This window comes from Arenimonas aestuarii (assembly GCF_054781715.1).
In genome coordinates this window covers 336,566-355,007 of record NZ_BAAGTW010000004.1, presented here as the reverse complement: position 1 = coordinate 355,007, position 18,442 = coordinate 336,566, and the positions used below count along the sequence as shown (strand labels likewise).

The window sequence follows — 18,442 nt, the reverse complement described above, 5'->3', positions numbered from 1 at the left end:
GTTCTTCACGTGGTCAGCACCACCCCGGCCTGGTCGTCCCAGCTCAGCCAGACCGGGTCGTTCCAGGTGAACTTCTCGCTGGCCCAGCGCTGGCTGTTGATCATGTTCGCCAGCAGCTTGGTGCCGCCCGGCAAGCGCACGTGGAACACCGAGTGGCTGCCGAAGTAGGCGATGTCCTCGATGATGCCCTGCACCTTGTTGTGCGGCTGGGAGGGCTCCTCCTTGTCCACCTGGACCTTCTCCGGGCGGATCGCCAGCGCCACCTCCTGACCCTCGAAGCCGGTGACGCCGTGGCCGACGTAGGCCGGGTGCTCCAGCGCCGGGCTCGCGATGGTGACGTAGTCGTTTTCATCCTCGAGGATGCGGCCCTCGATGAGGTTCACCGAGCCGATGAACTCGGCGGTGAAGCGGCAGCTTGGCTGCTCGTAGATTTCGTCCGGGCTGCCGACCTGGCGGATCCAGCCGGCATCCATCACGGCGATGCGGTGGGCCATGGTCATGGCCTCTTCCTGGTCGTGGGTGACCATCACGCAGGTGACGCCCAGGCGCTCGACGATGTTCACCAGTTCGAGTTGCATCTGCGAGCGCAGTTTCTTGTCGAGCGCACCCATGGGTTCGTCGAGCAGCAGCAGCTTCGGTCCCCTGGCCAGCGACCGCGCCAGCGCCACGCGCTGCTGCTGGCCGCCGGACAGCTGGTGCGGCTTGCGTTTGGCGAATTTCTCCATCTGCACGAGTGCCAGCATTTCCGCGACCTTGCTGGCGATGCCGGCCTTGGCCATGCCGTCCTGGCGCAAGCCGAAGCCGACGTTCTGCTCGACGCTCATGTGCGGGAACAGCGCATAGGACTGGAACATCATGTTCAGCGGCCGCTCGTAGGGCGGCAGCGCGGTGATGTCCTGGCCATCGAGCACGATGCGCCCCCGGGTGGGCTTCTCGAACCCGGCCAGGCAGCGAAGCAGCGTGGACTTGCCGCAGCCCGAGGCGCCCAGCAGGGCGAAGATCTCGCCCTGCCGGATCGACAGGCTGACGTCGTCAACGGCGACGAAGCCGTCGAACTCCTTGCGCACCGCCTCGATGCGCAGGTAGCCCTCGGCCCCCAGCATGTCGTTCTTGGGGGCGCCCGCCAGGGCGCCGCTCGCCGTGCTCGCCATCGTGGCCTATTGCCCCGTCTTGAGGGTGGTCCAGTGCCGCGTGAACAAGCGGTCGACCTCCGGCGGCAGCACGGCCAGGGTGAAGAGCTTGGCCTTGGTTTCTTCGGTCGGATAGATGCCCGGGTCTTCAAGCACGGCCGCGTCCACCAGCGGCAGCGCCGCCTGGTTGGCGCTGGCGTACATGACGTAGTTCTGGATGCCGGCCATCACCTCGGGGCGCAGCAGGTAGTCAAGGAACAGATAGGCGTTGTCGACATTGGGCGCATCCTTGGGAATGGCCATCATGTCGAACCACATCGGCGCGCCTTCCTTCGGGATCGAATAGGCGACCTCGACCCCCTTGCCTGCCTCTTCCGCGCGGTCCTTGGCCTGGATGATGTCGCCCGACCAGCCCACCGCGACGCAGATGTCGCCATTGGCCAGGTCGTTGATGAACTGCGAACTGTGGAAGTAGGTGATGTGCGGCCGCAGCTGCTTCAGTCGGTCGACGCCCTTCTGGATGACCGCCTCGTCGAAGCTGTTGGGGTCTTCGCCCAGGTAGTGCAGCACCGGCGGGATGATTTCCGACGGGGTATCGAGGATGGCGACACCGCAGCCCTTGAGCTTGGCCAGGTTCTCCGGCTCGAAGACCAGGGCCCAGCTGTCCACCGGCGCGTCCTCGCCCAGGGCTTCCTTCACCTTCTGCACGTTGTAGCCGATGCCGGTGGTACCCCACAGGTAGGGAACCGAATGGGTGTTGCCCGGGTCGTTGGTCGCCAGCAGCGCCATGAACGCCGGATCGAGGTTGCCGTAGTTGGTAAGCCTCGACTTGTCGATCTCCATGTACACGCCGGCCTGGACCTGGCGGGCCAGGAACGTGAGCGAGGGCACGACGATGTCGTAACCGGTGTTGCCGGTCATGACCTTGGTCTCGAGCACCTCGTTCGAATCCATCACGTCGTAGGTGACCCGGATGCCGGTCTCGGCCTCGAAGCCGGCGATGGTGTCCTCGCCGATGTAATCGGACCAGTTGTAGACGTTGAGCACCTTGTCGCGCGACGGCGCGTTCGCCGCGGCATCGCCGTCGGCCCCGGCGGGCGGATCCCCGCCGCAACCGGACAGGGCAAGGATAAGGAACAGGGCGGACATCCTGGCTTTCATCGGCACACTCCCCTCGGGGTGACTGAAGCGGTTGGACGACTCGAACATCATAACCACAGCTCAGCCCTGCGCCATGCCCAGCGCGTGGGCGGTCATGTCCAGGGCCTTCCAGGTCTTTTCGGCGAGTTCGTCGACCTGGGACCGGCTGATCACCAGCGGCGGCGAAAGCAGCATCGCGTCGTTGGTGGCACGCAGGATCAGGCCGTTTTGCAGGGCGAAATCGCGGCACAGCTGCCCCACCCTGCCCCGGTCCGGGAAATAGGCCCGGGACGGCTTGGACGGGACCAGCTCCAGGGCGCCGACCATGCCCAGGAACCGGGCTTCCCCGACCAGCGGATGCCCGACCAGGGCCTTCCACTTTTCGCCCAGGTAGGGCCCGATGTTGTTCCGGCAGGTTTCGACGATGTGCTCTTCCTGAAGGATGCGGATGTTTTCCAGCGCCACCGCCGCGCAGACCGGGTGGCCCGAGTAGGTGTAGCCGTGGGCCAGCTCACCGCCCCGGCCCGACAGCACGTCCGCGACCCGGTCGTTGAACATCACCGCGCCCAGGGGGATGTAGCCCGAGGTGATGCCCTTGGCCAGGGTCATGACATCGGGTCGGAAGTCGAAGGTCTGGCTGGCGAACCACTCGCCGGTGCGGCCGAAGCCGGTGATGACCTCGTCGGCCACCAGAAGCACGTCGTACTTGCGGCAGATGCGCTCGATCTCGCGCCAGTAGTTGCGCGGCGGGATATAGACGCCGATGGCGCCCATCACCGGTTCACCGATGAAGGCCGCGACACGCTCGGGCCCCAGCTCGAGGATCTTGTCCTCGAGCCGTTTCGCGCAGTGGCGGCCATAGTCCTCTTCGTCCATGTCGCCGCCGTCGCCAAACCAGTACGGCGGGTCGATGTGCACGATGTCGGGAATCGGCAGGCCGCCCTGCTTGTGCATGCCCTTCATGCCGCCGAGGCTGGCACCGGCCACCGTGGAGCCGTGGTAGCCGTCGTGGCGGCCGATGAAGATGCTCTTGCCCGGCTGGTCCTGCACCGCCCAGAAATGCCGGACCAGGCGCAGGATGGTGTCGTTGGCCTCGGAGCCCGAGTTGGTGAAGAAGGCATGGTTGAGGTCATGCGGCGTGAGTTCGGCCAGTTTGGCCGACAGCCGCACCGTGGGCTCGGTGGTGCACTGGAAGAAGCTGTTGTAGTAGGCCAGCTGGGTCATCTGCCGCGACGCCGCCTCGCCCAGTTCCCGCCGGCCATAGCCGATGTTCACGCACCACAGGCCGGCGAAGGCGTCGAGCAGCTGGTTGCCTTCGGCATCCCAGACGTAGCAGCCCTCGCCCCGGGTCAGGATGCGCGTACCGCGCTTGGCCAGGGCGGCGTTGTCGTTGAACGGGTGCAGGTGGTGGGCGGCGTCCAGGCGCTGCAGGGTGGCGGTGTCGATTCCGGGCATGGTGGATCCTTGGGTCAGACGTTGAGCAGCAGGAACTCACGCTCCCAGCTGCTGATCACGCGCAGGTAGGTCTGGTGTTCCTTGTCCTTGACGGCCGTGTAGGCGCGGACGAAACGCTCGCCCAGCAGCTCACGCAGCGGCTTGCAGGCGCGCAGCGCGGCGATGGCTTCCTCCAGCGAACGCGGCAGGTCGTAACCCTTGGCGTGGGCGCTGCCGGCCAGGGCCTCGGTGGGCTGCAGATTTTCCTGGATGCCCAGGTAGCCGCAGGCCAGGGTCGCGGCCAGGGCCAGGTAGGGATTGACGTCGGAACCGGCGAAACGGCTCTCGACGCGGGCGTTCTCCGGGGTGTCGAGCGGCACGCGCAGGCCGCAGGTGCGGTTGTCGTAGCCCCACTGCACGTTCTTGGGCGAGACCTCGCCGAAGGCCAGGCGGCGGTAGGAGTTCACGTTGGGGCCGAAGAAGGCCATGGCGGCCGGCACATACTTCTGCAGGCCCCCCATGTAATTGAGGAAGACCTCGGTATGCGCGCCCGACTTGCCGGCGGAGAAGACGTTCTTTCCGGTCTTCATGCTGTGCAGGCTCTGGTGGATGTGCATCGAGCTGCCCGGCTCGTTCTCCATCGGCTTGGCCAGGAAGGTGGCGTAGACGCCGTGGCGCATCGCCGCCTCGCGCATGGTGCGCTTGAACAGGAACACCTGGTCGGCGCGCGAGAGCGGATCAAGGTGCACGAAGTTCACTTCCAGCTGGGCGGCGCCGGACTCGTGCACCAGGGTGTCCACGTCCAGGTCCATCGCCTCGCAGTAGTCGTACATCAGGTCGAGGATGGGGTCGAATTCGTTGACCGCATCGATCGAGTACGACTGCCGCGCCGTCTCCGGGCGGCCGTTGCGTCCGGCCGGCGGCAGCAGCGGGAAGTCGGGGTCGGTATTTCGCTGGACCAGGTAGAACTCGAGTTCGGGGGCGATCACCGGCTGCAGGCCGATGGCTTCGTACAGGGCCAGCACCCGTCGCAGCACGTTGCGCGGCGCCAGTTCGTGCGGGCGCCCGTCCTTGGTGAAACAGTCGTGGATCACCTGCGCGGTCGGGTCGGTCGCCCAGGGCACCATGCGGATGGTGTCCGGGTCGGGCCGCAGCACCATGTCCGAGTCCGAGGGGCTGACCAGGTCGTCGTATTCGTCCGGGTAGTCGCCGGTGACGGTGGTCGCGAAGATGCCCTCGGGCAGCCGCGTGCCGTAGTCGTGCGAGAACTTGGCGGCGGGAATGATCTTGCCGCGGGCATTGCCGGTGATGTCCGGCACCAGGCATTCGACTTCGGTGATGCGCCGTTCCTTGAGCCAGCGCTTGATCGCGCTTTCCTGCTGCGCCTGTTCTTCCTGGGGACTGGTCTTTTTCCGGGCCATGGGGCTCAGCGCCTGTTTTGCGAACGGTGCCGGCAAGCGGCGGCGAATGCCTGGAAGATGCCCAGGTAGAACGGATTCTCGGTGACCCGCCACTCCGGATGCCACTGCACGGCCAGCAGGAAGGGGTCGGGGGCGTCGGGATTGCCGCGGTCCAGGCGCACGGCTTCGATCAGCCCGTCCGGCGCGGTGGCCTCGACCACCAGGCCGGGCGCCAGGTCGCGGATGCCCTGCCCGTGCAGCGAGTTCACCGACACCTCGCGCGCGCCCGCGATGCGCTCGAGCCAGCCACCGGGAGCCAGCTCGACGGGATGTGCCGGCGCGTACTGCACGCCCTGCGGATCTTCGGGGTTCTCCCGGTGGTCGGCGAACCCGATCAGTTCATGCACCTTCTGGTGCAGCGTGCCGCCGAGCGCGACGTTCACTTCCTGCATGCCGCGGCACAGGGCCAGCACGGGCAGGCCACGCACGATCGCCAGGCGCACGAGCGCCAGGGTGTTTTCGTCGCGCGCCGGGTCATGCACGTTGCCGGCGTAGCTGGCTTCGCGGCTGTAGTGACGGGGTTCGATGTTGCTGTGGGCGCCGGGCAGGACCAGGCCGTCGAGCTGGTCGAGCAGTTCGCCCAGCGCCAGCGGCGGCGACAGCGAGGGCAGCAGGACCGGCAGGCAGCCGGCGCCATCGACCACGGCCCGGATGTACTTTTCGCCCACCGCGTGAAAGGGATGGGGCCCGATCTGCTTGCGATCGGAAGGCAGGCCGACCAGCGGGCTCGAACGCATAAGGGCCTCGACGAGGGGAGATCCGAATTTAACCCCGGCGTTTGATTTTATCAACGCATCGGCCAAAGTGATGATTATTCTTTACAGTTCGGGCCGCGGTGATAAACTCCGGCGACCGCCGCGGATGCCCTGCCATGAACCAGCTCGCCCTGCCCACCGAAGACGCCGCCACCCTGGCCCAGCTGCAGGACTGCGAGCAGGTTGACCTGTTGCTGCCGGACATGAACGGCCTGCTGCGCGGCAAGCGCATCACCCGCCAGGCCCTGGAAAAGGTCTACCGCGACGGCGTCTGCCTGCCGATGTCGCTGATCGCCACCGACATCACCGGCAATACCGTCGAAGAAACCGGCCTGGGCTACGACATCGGCGACGAAGACCGGCTGTGCCGTCCGGTGCCCGGCAGCCTGCGCCCGGTCCCCTGGCTGGAGCGTCCGTCGGCGCAGTTGCTGCTGCAGATGGAAGACGGCCACGGCGGCCTGTTCGAGGCCAACCCGCGTGAGGTCCTGCGGCGCGTGCTGGCCGGCTTCCGCGAGCTCGGCCTGACGCCGGTGGTCGCGGTGGAGCTGGAGTTCTACCTGCTCGACGCCGCGCTCGACGCCCAGGGCCGGCCCCAGGTCGCGCGCAACCCGGCCACCGGCGAACGCAACCACAGCACGCAGGTCTATTACATCCAGGACCTGGACGATTACCGCGGCTTCACCGACGAAGTCAGCGCGGCCTGCCAGGCCCAGGGCATCCCGGCCGACACCGCCGTGGCCGAATACGCACCGGGTCAGTTCGAGATCAACCTGCACCATCGCGCCGACGCCCTGCAGGCCTGCGATGACGCGCTGATGCTCAAGCGCGCGATCAAGGCCATCGCGGCCAAACGTGGACTGATGGCCAGCTTCATGGCCAAACCGTTCGCCGAACAGGCCGGCAGCGGCATGCACATCCACGTCAGCCTGCTCGACGGGGATGGCAACAACATCTTCGCCTGCACGCCAGCCGCCCCGGCCGACGCACTGCGGCACGCCATCGCCGGCCTGCAGCAGGCCAGCGCCGATTGCATGCTGATGTTCGCGCCGCACGCCAACAGCTACCGGCGGTTCGTGCTCAATGCCTTCGTGCCGCTCAACGACGCCTGGGGCTTCAACAACCGCACCGTCGCCATGCGCGTGCCGCACTCGGATCCGGCCAACCTGCGCATCGAGCACCGCATCGCCGGCGCCGACGCCAACCCCTACCTGGTCACGGCCGCGGTGCTGGCCGGCATGCTGCAGGGCCTGCGCGACAAGGCGGACCCGGGCCCGCCGACGGTGGGCAACGCCTACGAACAGGGCGAACATCGCGAGTTGTTCTGGCGCGACACCCTGCGTGATTTCCTGGCCAGCGACTTCGTCGCCCGCCACTTCGGCGAAAGCTTCCGGCACATCTACGGCCAGCAGAAGCTCAAGGAGCTGCGCAGCTTCCACCGCGAAGTGACCACGCTGGAAGTGGACTGGTACCTGCGCCAGGTCTGACATGAGCCTGCGCGAACCCTCCGCGCACGCCCGCTCCTGGTACGCGCACAGCGCGGGGCCGGGTCCGGCGCACCCGTCCCTGTCGGGGCGCGAGACCGCCGACGTGGTGGTGCTGGGCGCCGGCCTGACCGGCCTGTCCGCCGCGCTGGAACTGGCCCAGGCCGGACTGGACGTCATCGTGCTCGAGGCCCGCGAGGTCGGCTGGGGTGCCAGCGGCCGCAACGGCGGCCAAGTGATCTTCGGCTACGGCTGCGACCAGGCGAAGATCGCCGGCCTGCTGGGCCTGGAGGCGTCGCGGGAGCTGTTCAAGTGGTCGGTGGAGGCGGTCGACCAGGTCCGCCGGCGCATCATTGAACACGGCATCGACGCACACTGGCGCGATGGCCACGCGCATGTCGCGATCAAGCCGCGGCACGTCGCCGAACTCAAGGCCTGGCAGGCCGACCTTGCAGAGAACTACGGCTACCCCCTGCAGTGGTGGGAGCGCGAGCCGCTGCAGGCGGTGGTGGCGAGCCCGCGCTACATCGGCGCACTTTACGACCCCTGCTCCGGCCACCTGCACCCGCTCAACTACACGCGCGGCCTGGCACGCGCGGCCACGCAGGCCGGCGTGCGCATCTTCGGACAATCACGGGTGACGTCGCTGCAGCGCGGGCCCCGTCCGCAGCTGCGCACCGACGGCGGCGAGGTGCAGGCGGACTTCGTTGTGCTCGCCGGCAATGCGCTGGTGCATGGCATCGCGCCCGAACTGGACGCGCGGGTGATGCCGGTGGGCACCTACATCGGCGCCACCGAACCGCTGGGCGCCGAACGCGCCCGTGAGCTGATCCGCAACGACATGGCCGTGGCCGACATCAACTGGGCCCTGGACTATTTCCGGCTCAGCAGCGACCACCGACTGCTGTTCGGTGGCCGCGCCAGTTATTCCACCCTGCCCCCGCCGGGCCTGGCCGGGGTGATGACCCGGCGCATGCGCCGCGTGTTCCCGCAGCTGGCCGACGTGCACTTCGAGCAGGTCTGGGGTGGGCTGATCGACATCAGCCTCAACCGCGCCCCGCACTGGGGCCGGCTGGGCGACAACGTCTATTTCGCGCAGGGGTTCAGCGGCCATGGCGTGGCCGCCACCGGGCTGGCCGGCCAGGTGATCGCCGAGGCGATCCGCGGCCAGGCCGGGCGCCTGGACGTATTCGCCCGCATCCCGCACCGCCCCTTCCCCGGCGGTCGCGCCCTGCGCACGCCGCTGCTGGTGGCGGCGATGGCCTGGTACAAGCTGCGCGACGCGCTGTGGTGAGCGCGCCGCGCCTGGCGGCCCCGGCCTTGGTCAGGTGCTTGGCAGGATGTTGGCGTTGAGCCGGAACAGGTTGCCCGGGTCGTAGCGATTCTTCACCTGGACCAGGCGGGCGTGGTTGCCCTGGTAGTTGCTGTTGACCACCTGGGCGGACTCCTTGTCCACTTCGTTCGAATACCAGCCGTCGGTGAAGGGCTCGAACTGCGTCCATTGATCCCGGATGTAGGCGACGTGCTGGTCCGGCGATTCCGCCAGCGGCCACTCGACGAAGAACAGCATGTTGGCCATGGACTTGCGCTGCGCGAACGCCGTGGCATCCGCCGGCACGCGACCGATGGCGCCGCCGGAATGCTGGAACAACAGCATGGTGCCGCGCTCGACGAAACCTTCGAAATTCTCGGCGATGACGTCGACCAGGGCCTCGGGGAATTCATTGATGAATCCCGATTTCAGGTACTCGGCGTTGTTGCGCGGGTCGGCGTTGTCGTGCGAGCGCTGGATGGCGACGTAGTCGCGCCGCGCAATGCCGTCCTGGATCGGCGTGCCGGCCTTGTACAGCGGCGCCAGCACCGCCTCGGCTTTCTCCTCCGGGCCCGAATAGCATGCATGCATCGCCACCATGCCGTCCGGGCTGCCGACCGGCGAGCGTGCGATGAGGTCCAGGTAGAGCTCGTCCGGCGCCTGCCGTGAATAGTCGGCGTAGAAGCGCACGACGTCGCGCAGCTGCGACAGCGGGAACACCAGGTCGCCGCCGACGATGGTGCGCGCCATGGGATGCAGCTGGAATTCGAAACGGGTGACGACGCCGAAATTGCCGCCGCCGCCGCGCACGCCCCAGTACAGGTCCGGGTTCTGCTCCGCATTGGCGTGCACCAGCCGGCCATCGGCGGTGACGACGTCGACCGCGGTCACGTTGTCGAGCGCCAGGCCAAATCGCCGCGCCAGGCGACCAAAGCCGCCGCCCAGGGTCAGGCCGCCCACGCCGGTATGCGACACGGTGCCGGCGGTGGTGACCAGGCCCTGCGCCATCGCCTCGCGGTCGAGGGACGCCAGCAAGCTGCCCCCGTCGACCTGGGCCCGACGGGCGTCGGCATCAACATGGGTGCCACGCAGCGTCGAGAGGTCGATCTGAAGACCCCCTTCGCAGGTGGACTTGCCCCCGTAGCTGTGTCCGCCGCACTTCACCGCCACCAGCAGTTCGCGCTCGCGGGCGAAATCCACGGCGCGCATGACGTCGGCGGCGCCGGTCGGTTGCACCACCAGCGCCGGGTGCTTGTTGATACTCGGATTGAGGACGCGCCGCGCCTCTTCGTAGCCCTCGTGGCCTGGCAGCAGCAATCGTCCCTGGAGGCTGTCGCGCAGTTCCTCCAGCTCGGCCTGTTGCAGGGTGAGCTGGCGGCCGCTGTTGCTGACGGCGTCGACGGATCCATCAACTTTCGCAAGCGACTGCACGGCCTGCGCCAGCGCGGCGGACGATGGCAGCGCGGCAACCGCCGCGGCACCCAATGCGGTCTGCATGAAACGGCGTCTTTGCATGGCGTGTTCCCCCGGGTTGGCGGGCCTGCCCGACCGCGCAGGCCAATTGATTAGCAGGATTGAAGGGCCTAATGGCCGGTGGCGCGTGGTGTCCAGGCGGGTGGCTTCTTGCCCATTTTCAGCACGTGCTTCCTGAAGACGATGGCGCTGCTGATCAGTGCGTTCGTCCTTACGAAGGCAATGGGAAGGCCAGGTTCGGCGCCCAGGATGACCTCGGCCTGGAAGCCCGCCTGCTCGAGCTGGCGAGCCGACTCGCGGGCCGATTCGTCCGGATCATCCACCACAAAGCCAAGAGCACCGCCGGGATTCCCCAAGACGCCGGCGATCCGCGGGCGCGGGCAATTGATGATCGTGCCGTTGCTGAAGACGGTACGGTCAACTTCTTCCGAATCGATGCGAAACCGTGGTCGGTGCCCATGGTTCTGCATGAGCCGTTCGAGCGCCGCGAGCGCCGAGGGCGAACTCGCCGAAAACACGTGGTAGTCCCGGTCCGGGAACGGCAGCGGGTTGCGGTCGGTGACCAGGGCCGCGAGATACGGGATCAGCACCAGGGCGCCAATTGCAACCAGGAGAATGACGACGTTCGGGACGAGCGTTGCTCCACTGAACATGGTTCCCCCTAGTCACGAATTCTCCGGATGACGACATCCGGAAACGGCCCGCCCCGGCCTTCGGCGCCCGGACAACCGGGTTCATCCCGGCCATCTCTAGTGGTGTAACGCGCGCAGGGCCCAGTCCCGGCCGCGGCCGGTGTTTGTCCCAGCCCCAGCGGCGGATCGGGCGCGTACTACCCGGTCTTGAGCAGCCTGCTTGACGCTTGCCGTCGCCGGCTATATATAACCACTTGGTTATTTACAGGGACTGCCCGCTTGGCCGACCAGCTCAGCGCCACCTTCGCCGCCCTCGCCGATCCGACCCGGCGCGCCATCCTCGCGCGGCTGATCGAAGGCGACTGCTCGGTCACCGCACTGGCGGAGCCTTTCGCCATGAGCCAGCCGGCAGTGTCCAAGCACCTGAAGGTGCTCGAACGCGCGGGCCTGGTGAGCCGCGGCCGCGAGGCACAGTGGCGCCCCTGCCGGATCGACGCCGGCCCGTTGAAGGACGCCACCGACTGGCTCGAACCCTACCGCCGGCTTTGGGAGGCCCGCTTCGACCGCCTCGACGCCTACCTGGCGGAACTGCAGGCCGAGCCCGCCCCGCCGACCAGGCCCAGATCCCGCAAGCCCCGCTGACCCCCACCCACACCAACCGGACAGGAGCCCCCGATGGCCATCACCGCGATCCACCCCTACCTCAACTTCCAGGGCAACTGCGAAGAAGCCTTCGCCCACTACGCCAAGGTGCTGGGCGCGAAGAACACCGGCATCTTCCGCTACGGCGACGCGCCGCCGGAACCGAACGAAAATTCCAAGTCGTCGCCGGAAGGCTGCAACCCCGAACTGCCACCCGGCTTCGAAGACAAGGTGATGAACACCTGCCTGGTGCTGGGTGAAATGATGCTGATGGGCAGCGACTGCCCGCCGGGCATGGCAGAGGGCGGCAGCAACTACACCGTGTCGGTCCAGGTGACCGACGATGCCGAAGCCGAGCGTCTTTTCGCCGGCCTGATGGAAGGCGACAGCACGATCCAGATGCCCATGGGCGAAACCTTCTGGGCCTCGCGCTTCGGCATGGGCGTGGACCGGTTCGGCACGCCCTGGATGGTCAACTGCAGCCGGGAGGGCTGAACGATGGCACGCACGACGCTGCAGGCCGACCTGGCCGACCGCAAGGTCATCCTGACCCGTGACTTCAACGCGCCGCGCGCGCTGGTGTGGCAGGCCTTCACCGACTCCGCGGCCCTCGCACGCTGGTGGGGACCGCACGGCTTCCAGACCGAGATCGTCGAAAACCGCGCACAGGCCGGCGGCCAGTACCACTTCGTGATGCGCGACGCCGAAGGCAATGCCTACCCGGTGCGTGGCCACTACGTCGAAGTGACGCCGCCCGAACGCCTGGTGATGACCGACGACTGCAGCTGCATGCCGCCCGAGTGGCTGCAGGAACATGCGGCCGAGGAGATGGCCCGCGGCGAGCCGGTGCTGAACACCAGCGTGACCACGTTCGAAGAGCTGGACGACGGCCGCACCCGCATGCGCATGGAAATCACCTGCCCGAACAACCGCCTGCGCGATGGCCTGGTCAAGGCCGGCATGAACGAAGGCTGGGGCGAGAGCTTCGAGAAGCTCGACGCCGTTCTGGAAAACGCCTGAGCCAACCTGGGAGCAGAGCCGATGAGCGCCACCGCCGCACCCGCCGCCCTCGAGGGAAAGGACGAACTGATCATCGTCCGGGACTTCCGCGCTCCGCGCGACCTGGTCTTCCGGGCCTGGACCGACGCGGCCATGCTGCCGCGCTGGTTCTGCCCGGAAGGCTGCGACCTGCCCTTCCAGCGTTTCGAGCCGCGGGTGGGCGGCAGTTATCGTGTCTGCCTGCGTGGCAAGGAAAGCGGCACCGAATGGTGGATGCAGGGCGAGTTCCTGGCGATCGAGCCGCACGAGCGCATCGTCTTCACCCACGTCTGGGACGACGTGGCGCGCCGCCCCGACCAGGACTCGGTGGTCACCGTCACCTTCTCCGACACCGAAGCCGGCACCCGCATGCACTTCCACCAGCAGCGCTTCGTGTCAGAGTCCGAGCGCGACGACCACCGCGGAGGATGGAACAGCTGCTTCAACCGCCTCGAAGCACTGGTCCAGCACTGAGCCGACGCCCACCCCACCTGGAACCGCCCATGCCCCACGACAGCCGCCATGACACCTCGGATGCCGTCGACGCCCTGATGGCCGGGCTCAAGCACCCTCACCACGACGGCATCCAGACCCTTCGCCGCATCGTGATGGCCGCACACCCGGCCATCAGGGAAGGCGTGAAGTGGAAGGCACCCAGCTGGCGCACGCACGAGTATTTCGCCACCACGCACCTGCGCAGCAAACAGGGCTTGGGGGTGATCCTGCACCGGGGGGCGAAGGTGAAGGCGGCGCCGGCGGGCGGGCTGGCGGTGGCCGATCCGGAGGGTTTGCTGACCTGGCTGGCGCCGGACCGGGCGCTGGTGGAATTCCGCGACCGGCAGGACCTGGAGGCCAAGGGCCCTGCCCTCCAGGGTCTGCTGCGGGCCTGGATCAGACTGCTCTAGGCGAGATGCAGATGCTCGGCCAGGTGAGAGTACACAGTCGCCACGCGCCGGAGATGGCGTGCCTGCGGGTGAGTCAGAAGCCAGAGATCACTTTGCGCCTCCTCCAGGACATCACCGATCTGAGCGACTCCCGGCATGCCGCGCGCCAGGAAAAGCGGCAGGACGCCGACACCAAGACCCAGCTGAACGAGATGCGCCACGGTGAGGATGCTGGACACCCTGTATTGAGGGGTTACACGCGGGAGCACGCGCCGACGCCACACCACGGACGGATGCTCGGGCAAGGCATTGTCCGGGGCGATCCACGACGGACCCTCGCGGGCTACGTCGTCCATGTCGCGCAAATTGAGCCCTGGACTTGCAAACAGGGCCACGCGAATAGGTCCGACTTTGCGGCCCACCAGATGGGCAGGCGGGTTCTTGGTGGCGCGCACAGCGATGTCCGCGTCGCGGCGGGTCAGGCTGGCGAGCTCGTTGCCGGTGTGAAGGTCGAATTCGAGCAGCGGATGGGCCGCGCGCAGCGCCGGTAGCGCCGGCGCGACCAGTCCGTGCAGGATCGTATCGGTAGTGGTGATGCGCACCATGCCCGACACGGCGCCCGGTTGGTGACGGGCGGCGGCGCGCGAAGCCTCCATGGCGGCCTCAATCTGCTCCCCCTGCTCGGCCAGAAGCAGTGCCAGCTCCGAAGGCGCATAGCCGGTTCGGGACCTATCAAAAAGGGGCGTCGCGAGCCCGCCTTCGATGCGCCGCAGGCTGCGGAACACCGTGGACGCATTCAGGCCCAAACGCTCACCTGCACCGGCGAGGGTGCCGGCGCGCACGAGCGCCAGGACAACGTCGAGGTCGGCCGGTGTCAGGGTATATTGCGTCCGCGCAATCCCTTTTTGCATCAATGCGTATTCCCAATGCGCCTGCGCAATCCTAGTCTTGCGCCTCCTTCACTGCAAGAGACCGCCATGACGCCTCCAATCCCCGCCTCCATCAATCACGCTGCGACCCTGCTGCGCCTGTCCCTGGGCGTCATGTACATCGCGCACGCCCTCTTGAAGCTGGTCGTTTTCACCTTGCCTGGAACCGCCCAGTTCTTTGCATCGGCCGGCTTGCCCAGCGTGTTGGCCTACCCCGTGTTCGCCGCGGAGATCGCTGGCGGGATCGCCCTGGTGCTGGGCATCTATGCCCGCCAGGCTGCCCTCGCACTGGTGCCGGTGCTGCTTGGGGCGGCCTGGGTGCATTGGCCGAACGGCTGGGTATTCAGCGCCACCGGCGGCGGCTGGGAATACCCGGCATTCCTCGCCGCCGCCTCGGTCGTGCTCTGGCTGATGGGCGACGGCAGCTGGGCCCTTCGCCGAAGCGACCGGTTCGTCCCCACGACGTAACGCCCTTCCATTCGCAAGCCGTCGCCGGGTGGCTACACCGTCATCGCCGCGCCAAACCGAGCGGCGGCGGCCCTGCGATCAGGCTGGGGACCTGACTAGCTCCCCAGGTTGATCCAGGTCGCCTTCACCTCGGTGTATTTGTCGAAGGCGTGCAGGGACTTGTCCCGGCCGTTGCCGCTTTGTTTGTAGCCGCCGAAGGGCGCGGTCATGTCGCCGCCGTCCCAGTAGTTCACCCAGACGCTGCCGGCGCGCAGCTTGCGGGCCACCCGGTGGGCGCGGCCCAGGTCGGCCGTGAACACGCCCGCGGCCAGGCCGTACTCGCTGTCGTTGGCGATCGCCAGGGCTTCTGCTTCGTCGTCGAAGGCGATGACGCTGAGCACGGGGCCGAAGATTTCCTCGCGGGCGATGGTGTGGCTGGCGGCTACGTCGTCGAAGATGGTCGGCGCCACGTAGCAGCCGCCGTCGACGGTGGCCAGGCGCTCGCCGCCGATCACGACGCGGCCGCCCTCTTCCCGGCCCTTGGCGATGTAGTCCAGCACGCGGCGGGTCTGGCCTTCGTCCACCAGCGCACCCATCGGGGCACCAGGCTCCAGCGGATGGCGGGGCTGCATGGTTTCGCCATGCCGGGCGACGCGCGCGACGAACTCGTCCTTGATGCGGCGCTCCACCAGCAGGCGCGAAGCCGCCGTGCACACCTCGCCCTGGTTGTAGAAGATGCCGCTGGCCGCGGCCTTGGCGGCCATGTCCAGGTCCGGGGCGTCGGCAAAGACCAGGTTCGGGCTCTTGCCGCCGCATTCGAGGTAAACACGTTTCATGTTCGATTCGCCGGCGCAGACCAGCAGGTGCTTGCCCACGGCGGTTGAGCCGGTGAACACCAGGCCGTCGACGCCCATGTGCCGGGCCAGCGGCTCGCCGGTGTCCTTGCCGAAGCCAGGCAGCACGTTCAGCACGCCCGGCGGCAGGCCGGCCTCCATCGCCAGTTCGGCGAAGCGGATCGCGGTCAGCGGCGATTTCTCGGAAGGCTTGAGCACCACCGAATTGCCCATCGCCAGCGCCGGCGCCAGCTTCCAGGCGGCCATCAGCAGCGGGAAGTTCCAGGGCACGATGGCGGCCACCACGCCCAGCGGTTCTCGGGTCACCAGGCCCAGTTCGTCGGGGCCGGTGCTGGCGATCTCGCCGTAGACCTTGTCGATGGCCTCGCCGGTCCAGGCCAGGCAGCGCGCGGTGGCGGCCATGTCCACGTTCAGCGCGTCGTCGATGGGCTTGCCCATGTCCAGGGTTTCCAGCAGGGCCAGTTCGTCGGCGTTCGCCCGCACCAGCTCGGCCAGGCGCACCAGCACCTTCTTGCGCCAGGCGGGCTTGGCCTGCGACCAGTCGCCGGCGTCGAAGGCCCGGCGCGCGGCGCGCACGGCACGGTCCACGTCTTCCGACGTGCAGGAAGCCACCCGGGTCAGCACGCGCCCGTCGATCGGGCTCAGGCAGTCGAAACTTTCGCCGCCGGCAGCGTCCACGTAGCGGCCGTCGATGAAGGCCTGGTTCCGGGGGGACAGGCGCTGCGCAAGCGCTTCCCAGTCGGCGCGGGTTTTGGGGTCGGTCATGGCGGGTCTCAGAAAGTGGGGGGCGTGCTGGCGCTGATGATCACGACCTCATCCTTGCCAACGTTGCGGAAGCGGTGTGGCTGGCGGCATTCGAAATAATAGGCCTCGCCCGGGCCAAGCACGCGGCGCTGCGCGCCGACGGTGATCTCCACCTGGCCCTGCACGACCACGCCGCCCTCTTCGCCTTCGTGGCTGATCATCGATTCGCCGGTGTCGCTGCCCGGCGGCATGACCTCGCGCAGCACGCACATCTGGCGGTTGCGCCGGCGATGGCCGACCAGGAAATAGTGGATGTCGTTGTTGCCGACGTCGGGCAGTTCGGCGCTGGCGTAGAAGGGGCCGTCGCCGGCGTCTTCCAGGTCCTGGGTGAAGAAGTCGGCCAGCGAGATCGGAATGCCGTCGAGCACCTTCTTGAGCGAGCTGATCGACGGGCTGACCTTGTTCTGTTCGATCAGCGAGATGGTGGAGTTGGTCACCCCCACCCGCTTGGCCAGCTCGCGCTGGCTCAGTCCCTTGCCCTTGCGCACGGCCTGGAGCCGGATACCGATATCCAATGGGTCACCTCGCCGCTGGGTTTGCTGAATATTTGACACCCTTTGTAAAGTTTATTCAACGCTGATAGCGTGGCCGGCAGCCATTCCACCTTGCCCGAGCCCTGCCATGTCCGCCTCCGAAACACCCGCTTTCGCCGACCCCCTGGCCCAGGCGACCGCGACGCCGGAACACACCGACGCGTTCTGGATGCCCTTCACCGCCAACCGCCAGTTCAAGAAGACCCCGCGCCTGCTGGCCAGCGCCGAAGGCATGTATTACCGCAGCACCGACGGCCGCGAAATCCTCGACGGCACCGCCGGCCTCTGGTGCGTCAACGCCGGCCACGGGCACCCGCACATCGTGCAGGCGATCCAGAAGCAGGCGGCGACCCTGGACTTCGCGCCCACGTTCCAGATGGGCCACCCCCTGCCCTTCGTGCTGGCCGAACGCCTGGCGGCGATCGCGCCCGACCCGCTGCGCCACGTCTTCTACACCAACTCCGGCTCGGAATCGGTGGACACCGCGCTCAAGATCGCCCTGGCCTACCACCGCGTGCGCGGCGAGGGCCAGCGCACCCGCCTGATTGGCCGTGAAAAGGGCTACCACGGCGTCGGTTTCGGCGGCATTTCGGTCGGTGGCATGGTCAACAACCGCAAGTTCTTCGGGGCCATGCTGCCGGGCGTCGACCACCTGCCGCATACGCTGGACATCGCCCGCAACGGCTTCAGCCGCGGCCTGCCGGCGCATGGCGCCGAACTGGCGGACGATCTCGAACGCATCGTCGCCCTGCACGATGCCAGCACGATCGCCGCGGTGATCATCGAACCGGTCTCGGGCAGCGCCGGCGTGGTGCTGCCGCCGGAGGGGTATCTACGGCGCATCCGCGACATCTGCAGCAAACACGGCATCCTGCTGATCTTCGACGAAGTCATCACCGGCTTCGGCCGCGTCGGCGACGCCTTTGCCGCCCAGCGTTTCGGCGTGGTGCCGGACATGATCACCACGGCCAAGGGCCTGACCAACGGCTCGGTGCCGATGGGCGCGGTCTTCGCCACGTCGGCCATCCACGACGCCTTCATGCACGGCCCGGAGGGCGCGATCGAGCTGTTCCACGGTTACACCTATTCGGGCCATCCGCTGGCCTGCGCCGCGGCGCTGGCGACCCTCGACGTGTACCAGAACGAGGGCCTGTTCCAGCGGGCGATCGAAATGGCGCCGTACTGGGAACAGGCCATCCACGCCCTCAAGGGCCTGCCCAACGTCATCGACATCCGCAATGTCGGCCTGGTCGGCGCCGTGGAGCTGGCGGCGCGGCCCGAGGGCCCCGGCCTGCGGGGCTACGAGGTCTTCAACCGGGCCTTCTTCGAGCAGAACCTGATGGTGCGCTGCACCGGGGACGTGATCGCCCTGTCCCCGCCCCTGATCCTGAACAGGGAGCACATAGACCGGATTTTCGACCGGTTGGCGGCTACCATACGCGCCACCGCCTGACCGGCGGATCGTTTCCCCACCAGATCAGACCCGCCCCGGGA

Annotated in this window: 19 protein-coding genes; 9 read left to right on the top strand and 10 right to left on the bottom strand. The window is 67.7% G+C overall.

All coding sequences use genetic code 11. The annotated features are described in order from the left end of the window. Nucleotides 1-5: 5 nt before the first annotated feature. From ACYVJH_RS02490 to ACYVJH_RS02470, 5 genes are read right to left on the bottom strand one after another with little or no spacing between them, the layout of a single operon-like run. Nucleotides 6-1,103, bottom strand: a complete 1,098-nt coding sequence (locus ACYVJH_RS02490; protein WP_460454255.1) for an ABC transporter ATP-binding protein — start codon at nucleotides 1,101-1,103, stop codon at nucleotides 6-8. Between the two features lie 54 nt (nucleotides 1,104-1,157). Then, complete coding sequence (locus ACYVJH_RS02485; RefSeq protein WP_460453076.1) at nucleotides 1,158-2,291, bottom strand: extracellular solute-binding protein; 1,134 nt, start codon at nucleotides 2,289-2,291, stop codon at nucleotides 1,158-1,160. Nucleotides 2,292-2,351: 60 nt separating this feature from the next. Further along, entirely contained in the window at nucleotides 2,352-3,725 is a 1,374-nt protein-coding gene (locus ACYVJH_RS02480; protein WP_460453075.1) for an aspartate aminotransferase family protein, read from the bottom strand. 14 nt (nucleotides 3,726-3,739) lie between these two features. Continuing rightward, entirely contained in the window at nucleotides 3,740-5,125 is a 1,386-nt protein-coding gene (locus ACYVJH_RS02475) for a glutamine synthetase family protein (protein WP_460453074.1), read from the bottom strand. A gap of 5 nt (nucleotides 5,126-5,130) precedes the next feature. After that, a complete protein-coding gene (locus tag ACYVJH_RS02470; RefSeq protein WP_460453073.1) occupies nucleotides 5,131-5,901 on the bottom strand; it encodes a gamma-glutamyl-gamma-aminobutyrate hydrolase family protein in 771 nt (256 codons plus the stop codon). Between the two features lie 134 nt (nucleotides 5,902-6,035). On the opposite strand from ACYVJH_RS02470, the gene ACYVJH_RS02465 reads away from it, so the two are divergent. Together ACYVJH_RS02465 and ACYVJH_RS02460 are read left to right on the top strand one after the other, a co-directional pair. Next, the gene (locus ACYVJH_RS02465) at nucleotides 6,036-7,403 is read left to right on the top strand and encodes a glutamine synthetase family protein (RefSeq protein WP_460453072.1); all 1,368 of its coding nucleotides are present in this window, start codon (nucleotides 6,036-6,038) and stop codon (nucleotides 7,401-7,403) included. Nucleotide 7,404: 1 nt separating this feature from the next. Next, nucleotides 7,405-8,694, top strand: coding sequence for an NAD(P)/FAD-dependent oxidoreductase (locus tag ACYVJH_RS02460; protein ID WP_460453071.1), 1,290 nt, complete (start codon nucleotides 7,405-7,407; stop codon nucleotides 8,692-8,694). A 30-nt stretch (nucleotides 8,695-8,724) separates the two neighbouring features. Here ACYVJH_RS02460 and ACYVJH_RS02455 read toward each other — a convergent pair whose 3' ends face one another. Together ACYVJH_RS02455 and ACYVJH_RS02450 are read right to left on the bottom strand one after the other, a co-directional pair. Then, complete coding sequence (locus tag ACYVJH_RS02455) at nucleotides 8,725-10,227, bottom strand: FAD-dependent oxidoreductase (RefSeq protein WP_460453070.1); 1,503 nt, start codon at nucleotides 10,225-10,227, stop codon at nucleotides 8,725-8,727. A 68-nt stretch (nucleotides 10,228-10,295) separates the two neighbouring features. Then, complete coding sequence (locus ACYVJH_RS02450) at nucleotides 10,296-10,838, bottom strand: hypothetical protein (protein ID WP_460453069.1); 543 nt, start codon at nucleotides 10,836-10,838, stop codon at nucleotides 10,296-10,298. 258 nt (nucleotides 10,839-11,096) lie between these two features. On the opposite strand from ACYVJH_RS02450, the gene ACYVJH_RS02445 reads away from it, so the two are divergent. Genes ACYVJH_RS02445 through ACYVJH_RS02425 form a run of 5 tightly spaced genes read left to right on the top strand, consistent with a single transcriptional unit; the run spans nucleotide 11,097 to nucleotide 13,402 of the window. Next, complete coding sequence (locus ACYVJH_RS02445) at nucleotides 11,097-11,459, top strand: ArsR/SmtB family transcription factor (protein ID WP_460453068.1); 363 nt, start codon at nucleotides 11,097-11,099, stop codon at nucleotides 11,457-11,459. Nucleotides 11,460-11,492: 33 nt separating this feature from the next. Next, nucleotides 11,493-11,954, top strand: a complete 462-nt coding sequence (locus ACYVJH_RS02440) for a VOC family protein (protein WP_460453067.1) — start codon at nucleotides 11,493-11,495, stop codon at nucleotides 11,952-11,954. A 3-nt stretch (nucleotides 11,955-11,957) separates the two neighbouring features. Beyond that, nucleotides 11,958-12,479 carry an SRPBCC domain-containing protein gene (locus tag ACYVJH_RS02435; protein ID WP_460453066.1) on the top strand — a complete coding sequence of 174 codons (522 nt, stop codon included), beginning with the start codon at nucleotides 11,958-11,960 and terminating at the stop codon, nucleotides 12,477-12,479. A 21-nt stretch (nucleotides 12,480-12,500) separates the two neighbouring features. Then, entirely contained in the window at nucleotides 12,501-12,971 is a 471-nt protein-coding gene (locus ACYVJH_RS02430) for an SRPBCC family protein (RefSeq protein ID WP_460453065.1), read from the top strand. A 29-nt stretch (nucleotides 12,972-13,000) separates the two neighbouring features. Then, entirely contained in the window at nucleotides 13,001-13,402 is a 402-nt protein-coding gene (locus ACYVJH_RS02425) for a DUF1801 domain-containing protein (RefSeq protein WP_460453064.1), read from the top strand. On the opposite strand, the gene ACYVJH_RS02420 is transcribed toward ACYVJH_RS02425, so the two are convergent. After that, entirely contained in the window at nucleotides 13,399-14,292 is an 894-nt protein-coding gene (locus ACYVJH_RS02420; RefSeq protein WP_460453063.1) for a LysR family transcriptional regulator, read from the bottom strand. The genes ACYVJH_RS02425 and ACYVJH_RS02420 overlap by 4 nt on opposite strands. Before the next feature lie 66 nt (nucleotides 14,293-14,358). On the opposite strand from ACYVJH_RS02420, the gene ACYVJH_RS02415 reads away from it, so the two are divergent. Then, nucleotides 14,359-14,778: a DoxX family protein gene (locus tag ACYVJH_RS02415; protein ID WP_460453062.1), complete on the top strand. Its 420-nt coding sequence runs from the start codon at nucleotides 14,359-14,361 to the stop codon at nucleotides 14,776-14,778. Nucleotides 14,779-14,873: 95 nt separating this feature from the next. Here ACYVJH_RS02415 and ACYVJH_RS02410 read toward each other — a convergent pair whose 3' ends face one another. Beyond that, nucleotides 14,874-16,376, bottom strand: a complete 1,503-nt coding sequence (locus ACYVJH_RS02410) for an aldehyde dehydrogenase (RefSeq protein WP_460453061.1) — start codon at nucleotides 16,374-16,376, stop codon at nucleotides 14,874-14,876. Between the two features lie 8 nt (nucleotides 16,377-16,384). Next, a complete protein-coding gene (locus tag ACYVJH_RS02405; protein WP_460453060.1) occupies nucleotides 16,385-16,930 on the bottom strand; it encodes a cupin domain-containing protein in 546 nt (181 codons plus the stop codon). Between the two features lie 106 nt (nucleotides 16,931-17,036). Between ACYVJH_RS02405 and aptA the strand changes: the two genes are divergently transcribed. Continuing rightward, the gene (gene aptA / locus ACYVJH_RS02400) at nucleotides 17,037-18,401 is read left to right on the top strand and encodes an omega-aminotransferase AptA (RefSeq protein WP_460453059.1); all 1,365 of its coding nucleotides are present in this window, start codon (nucleotides 17,037-17,039) and stop codon (nucleotides 18,399-18,401) included. Nucleotides 18,402-18,442 lie beyond the last annotated feature (41 nt).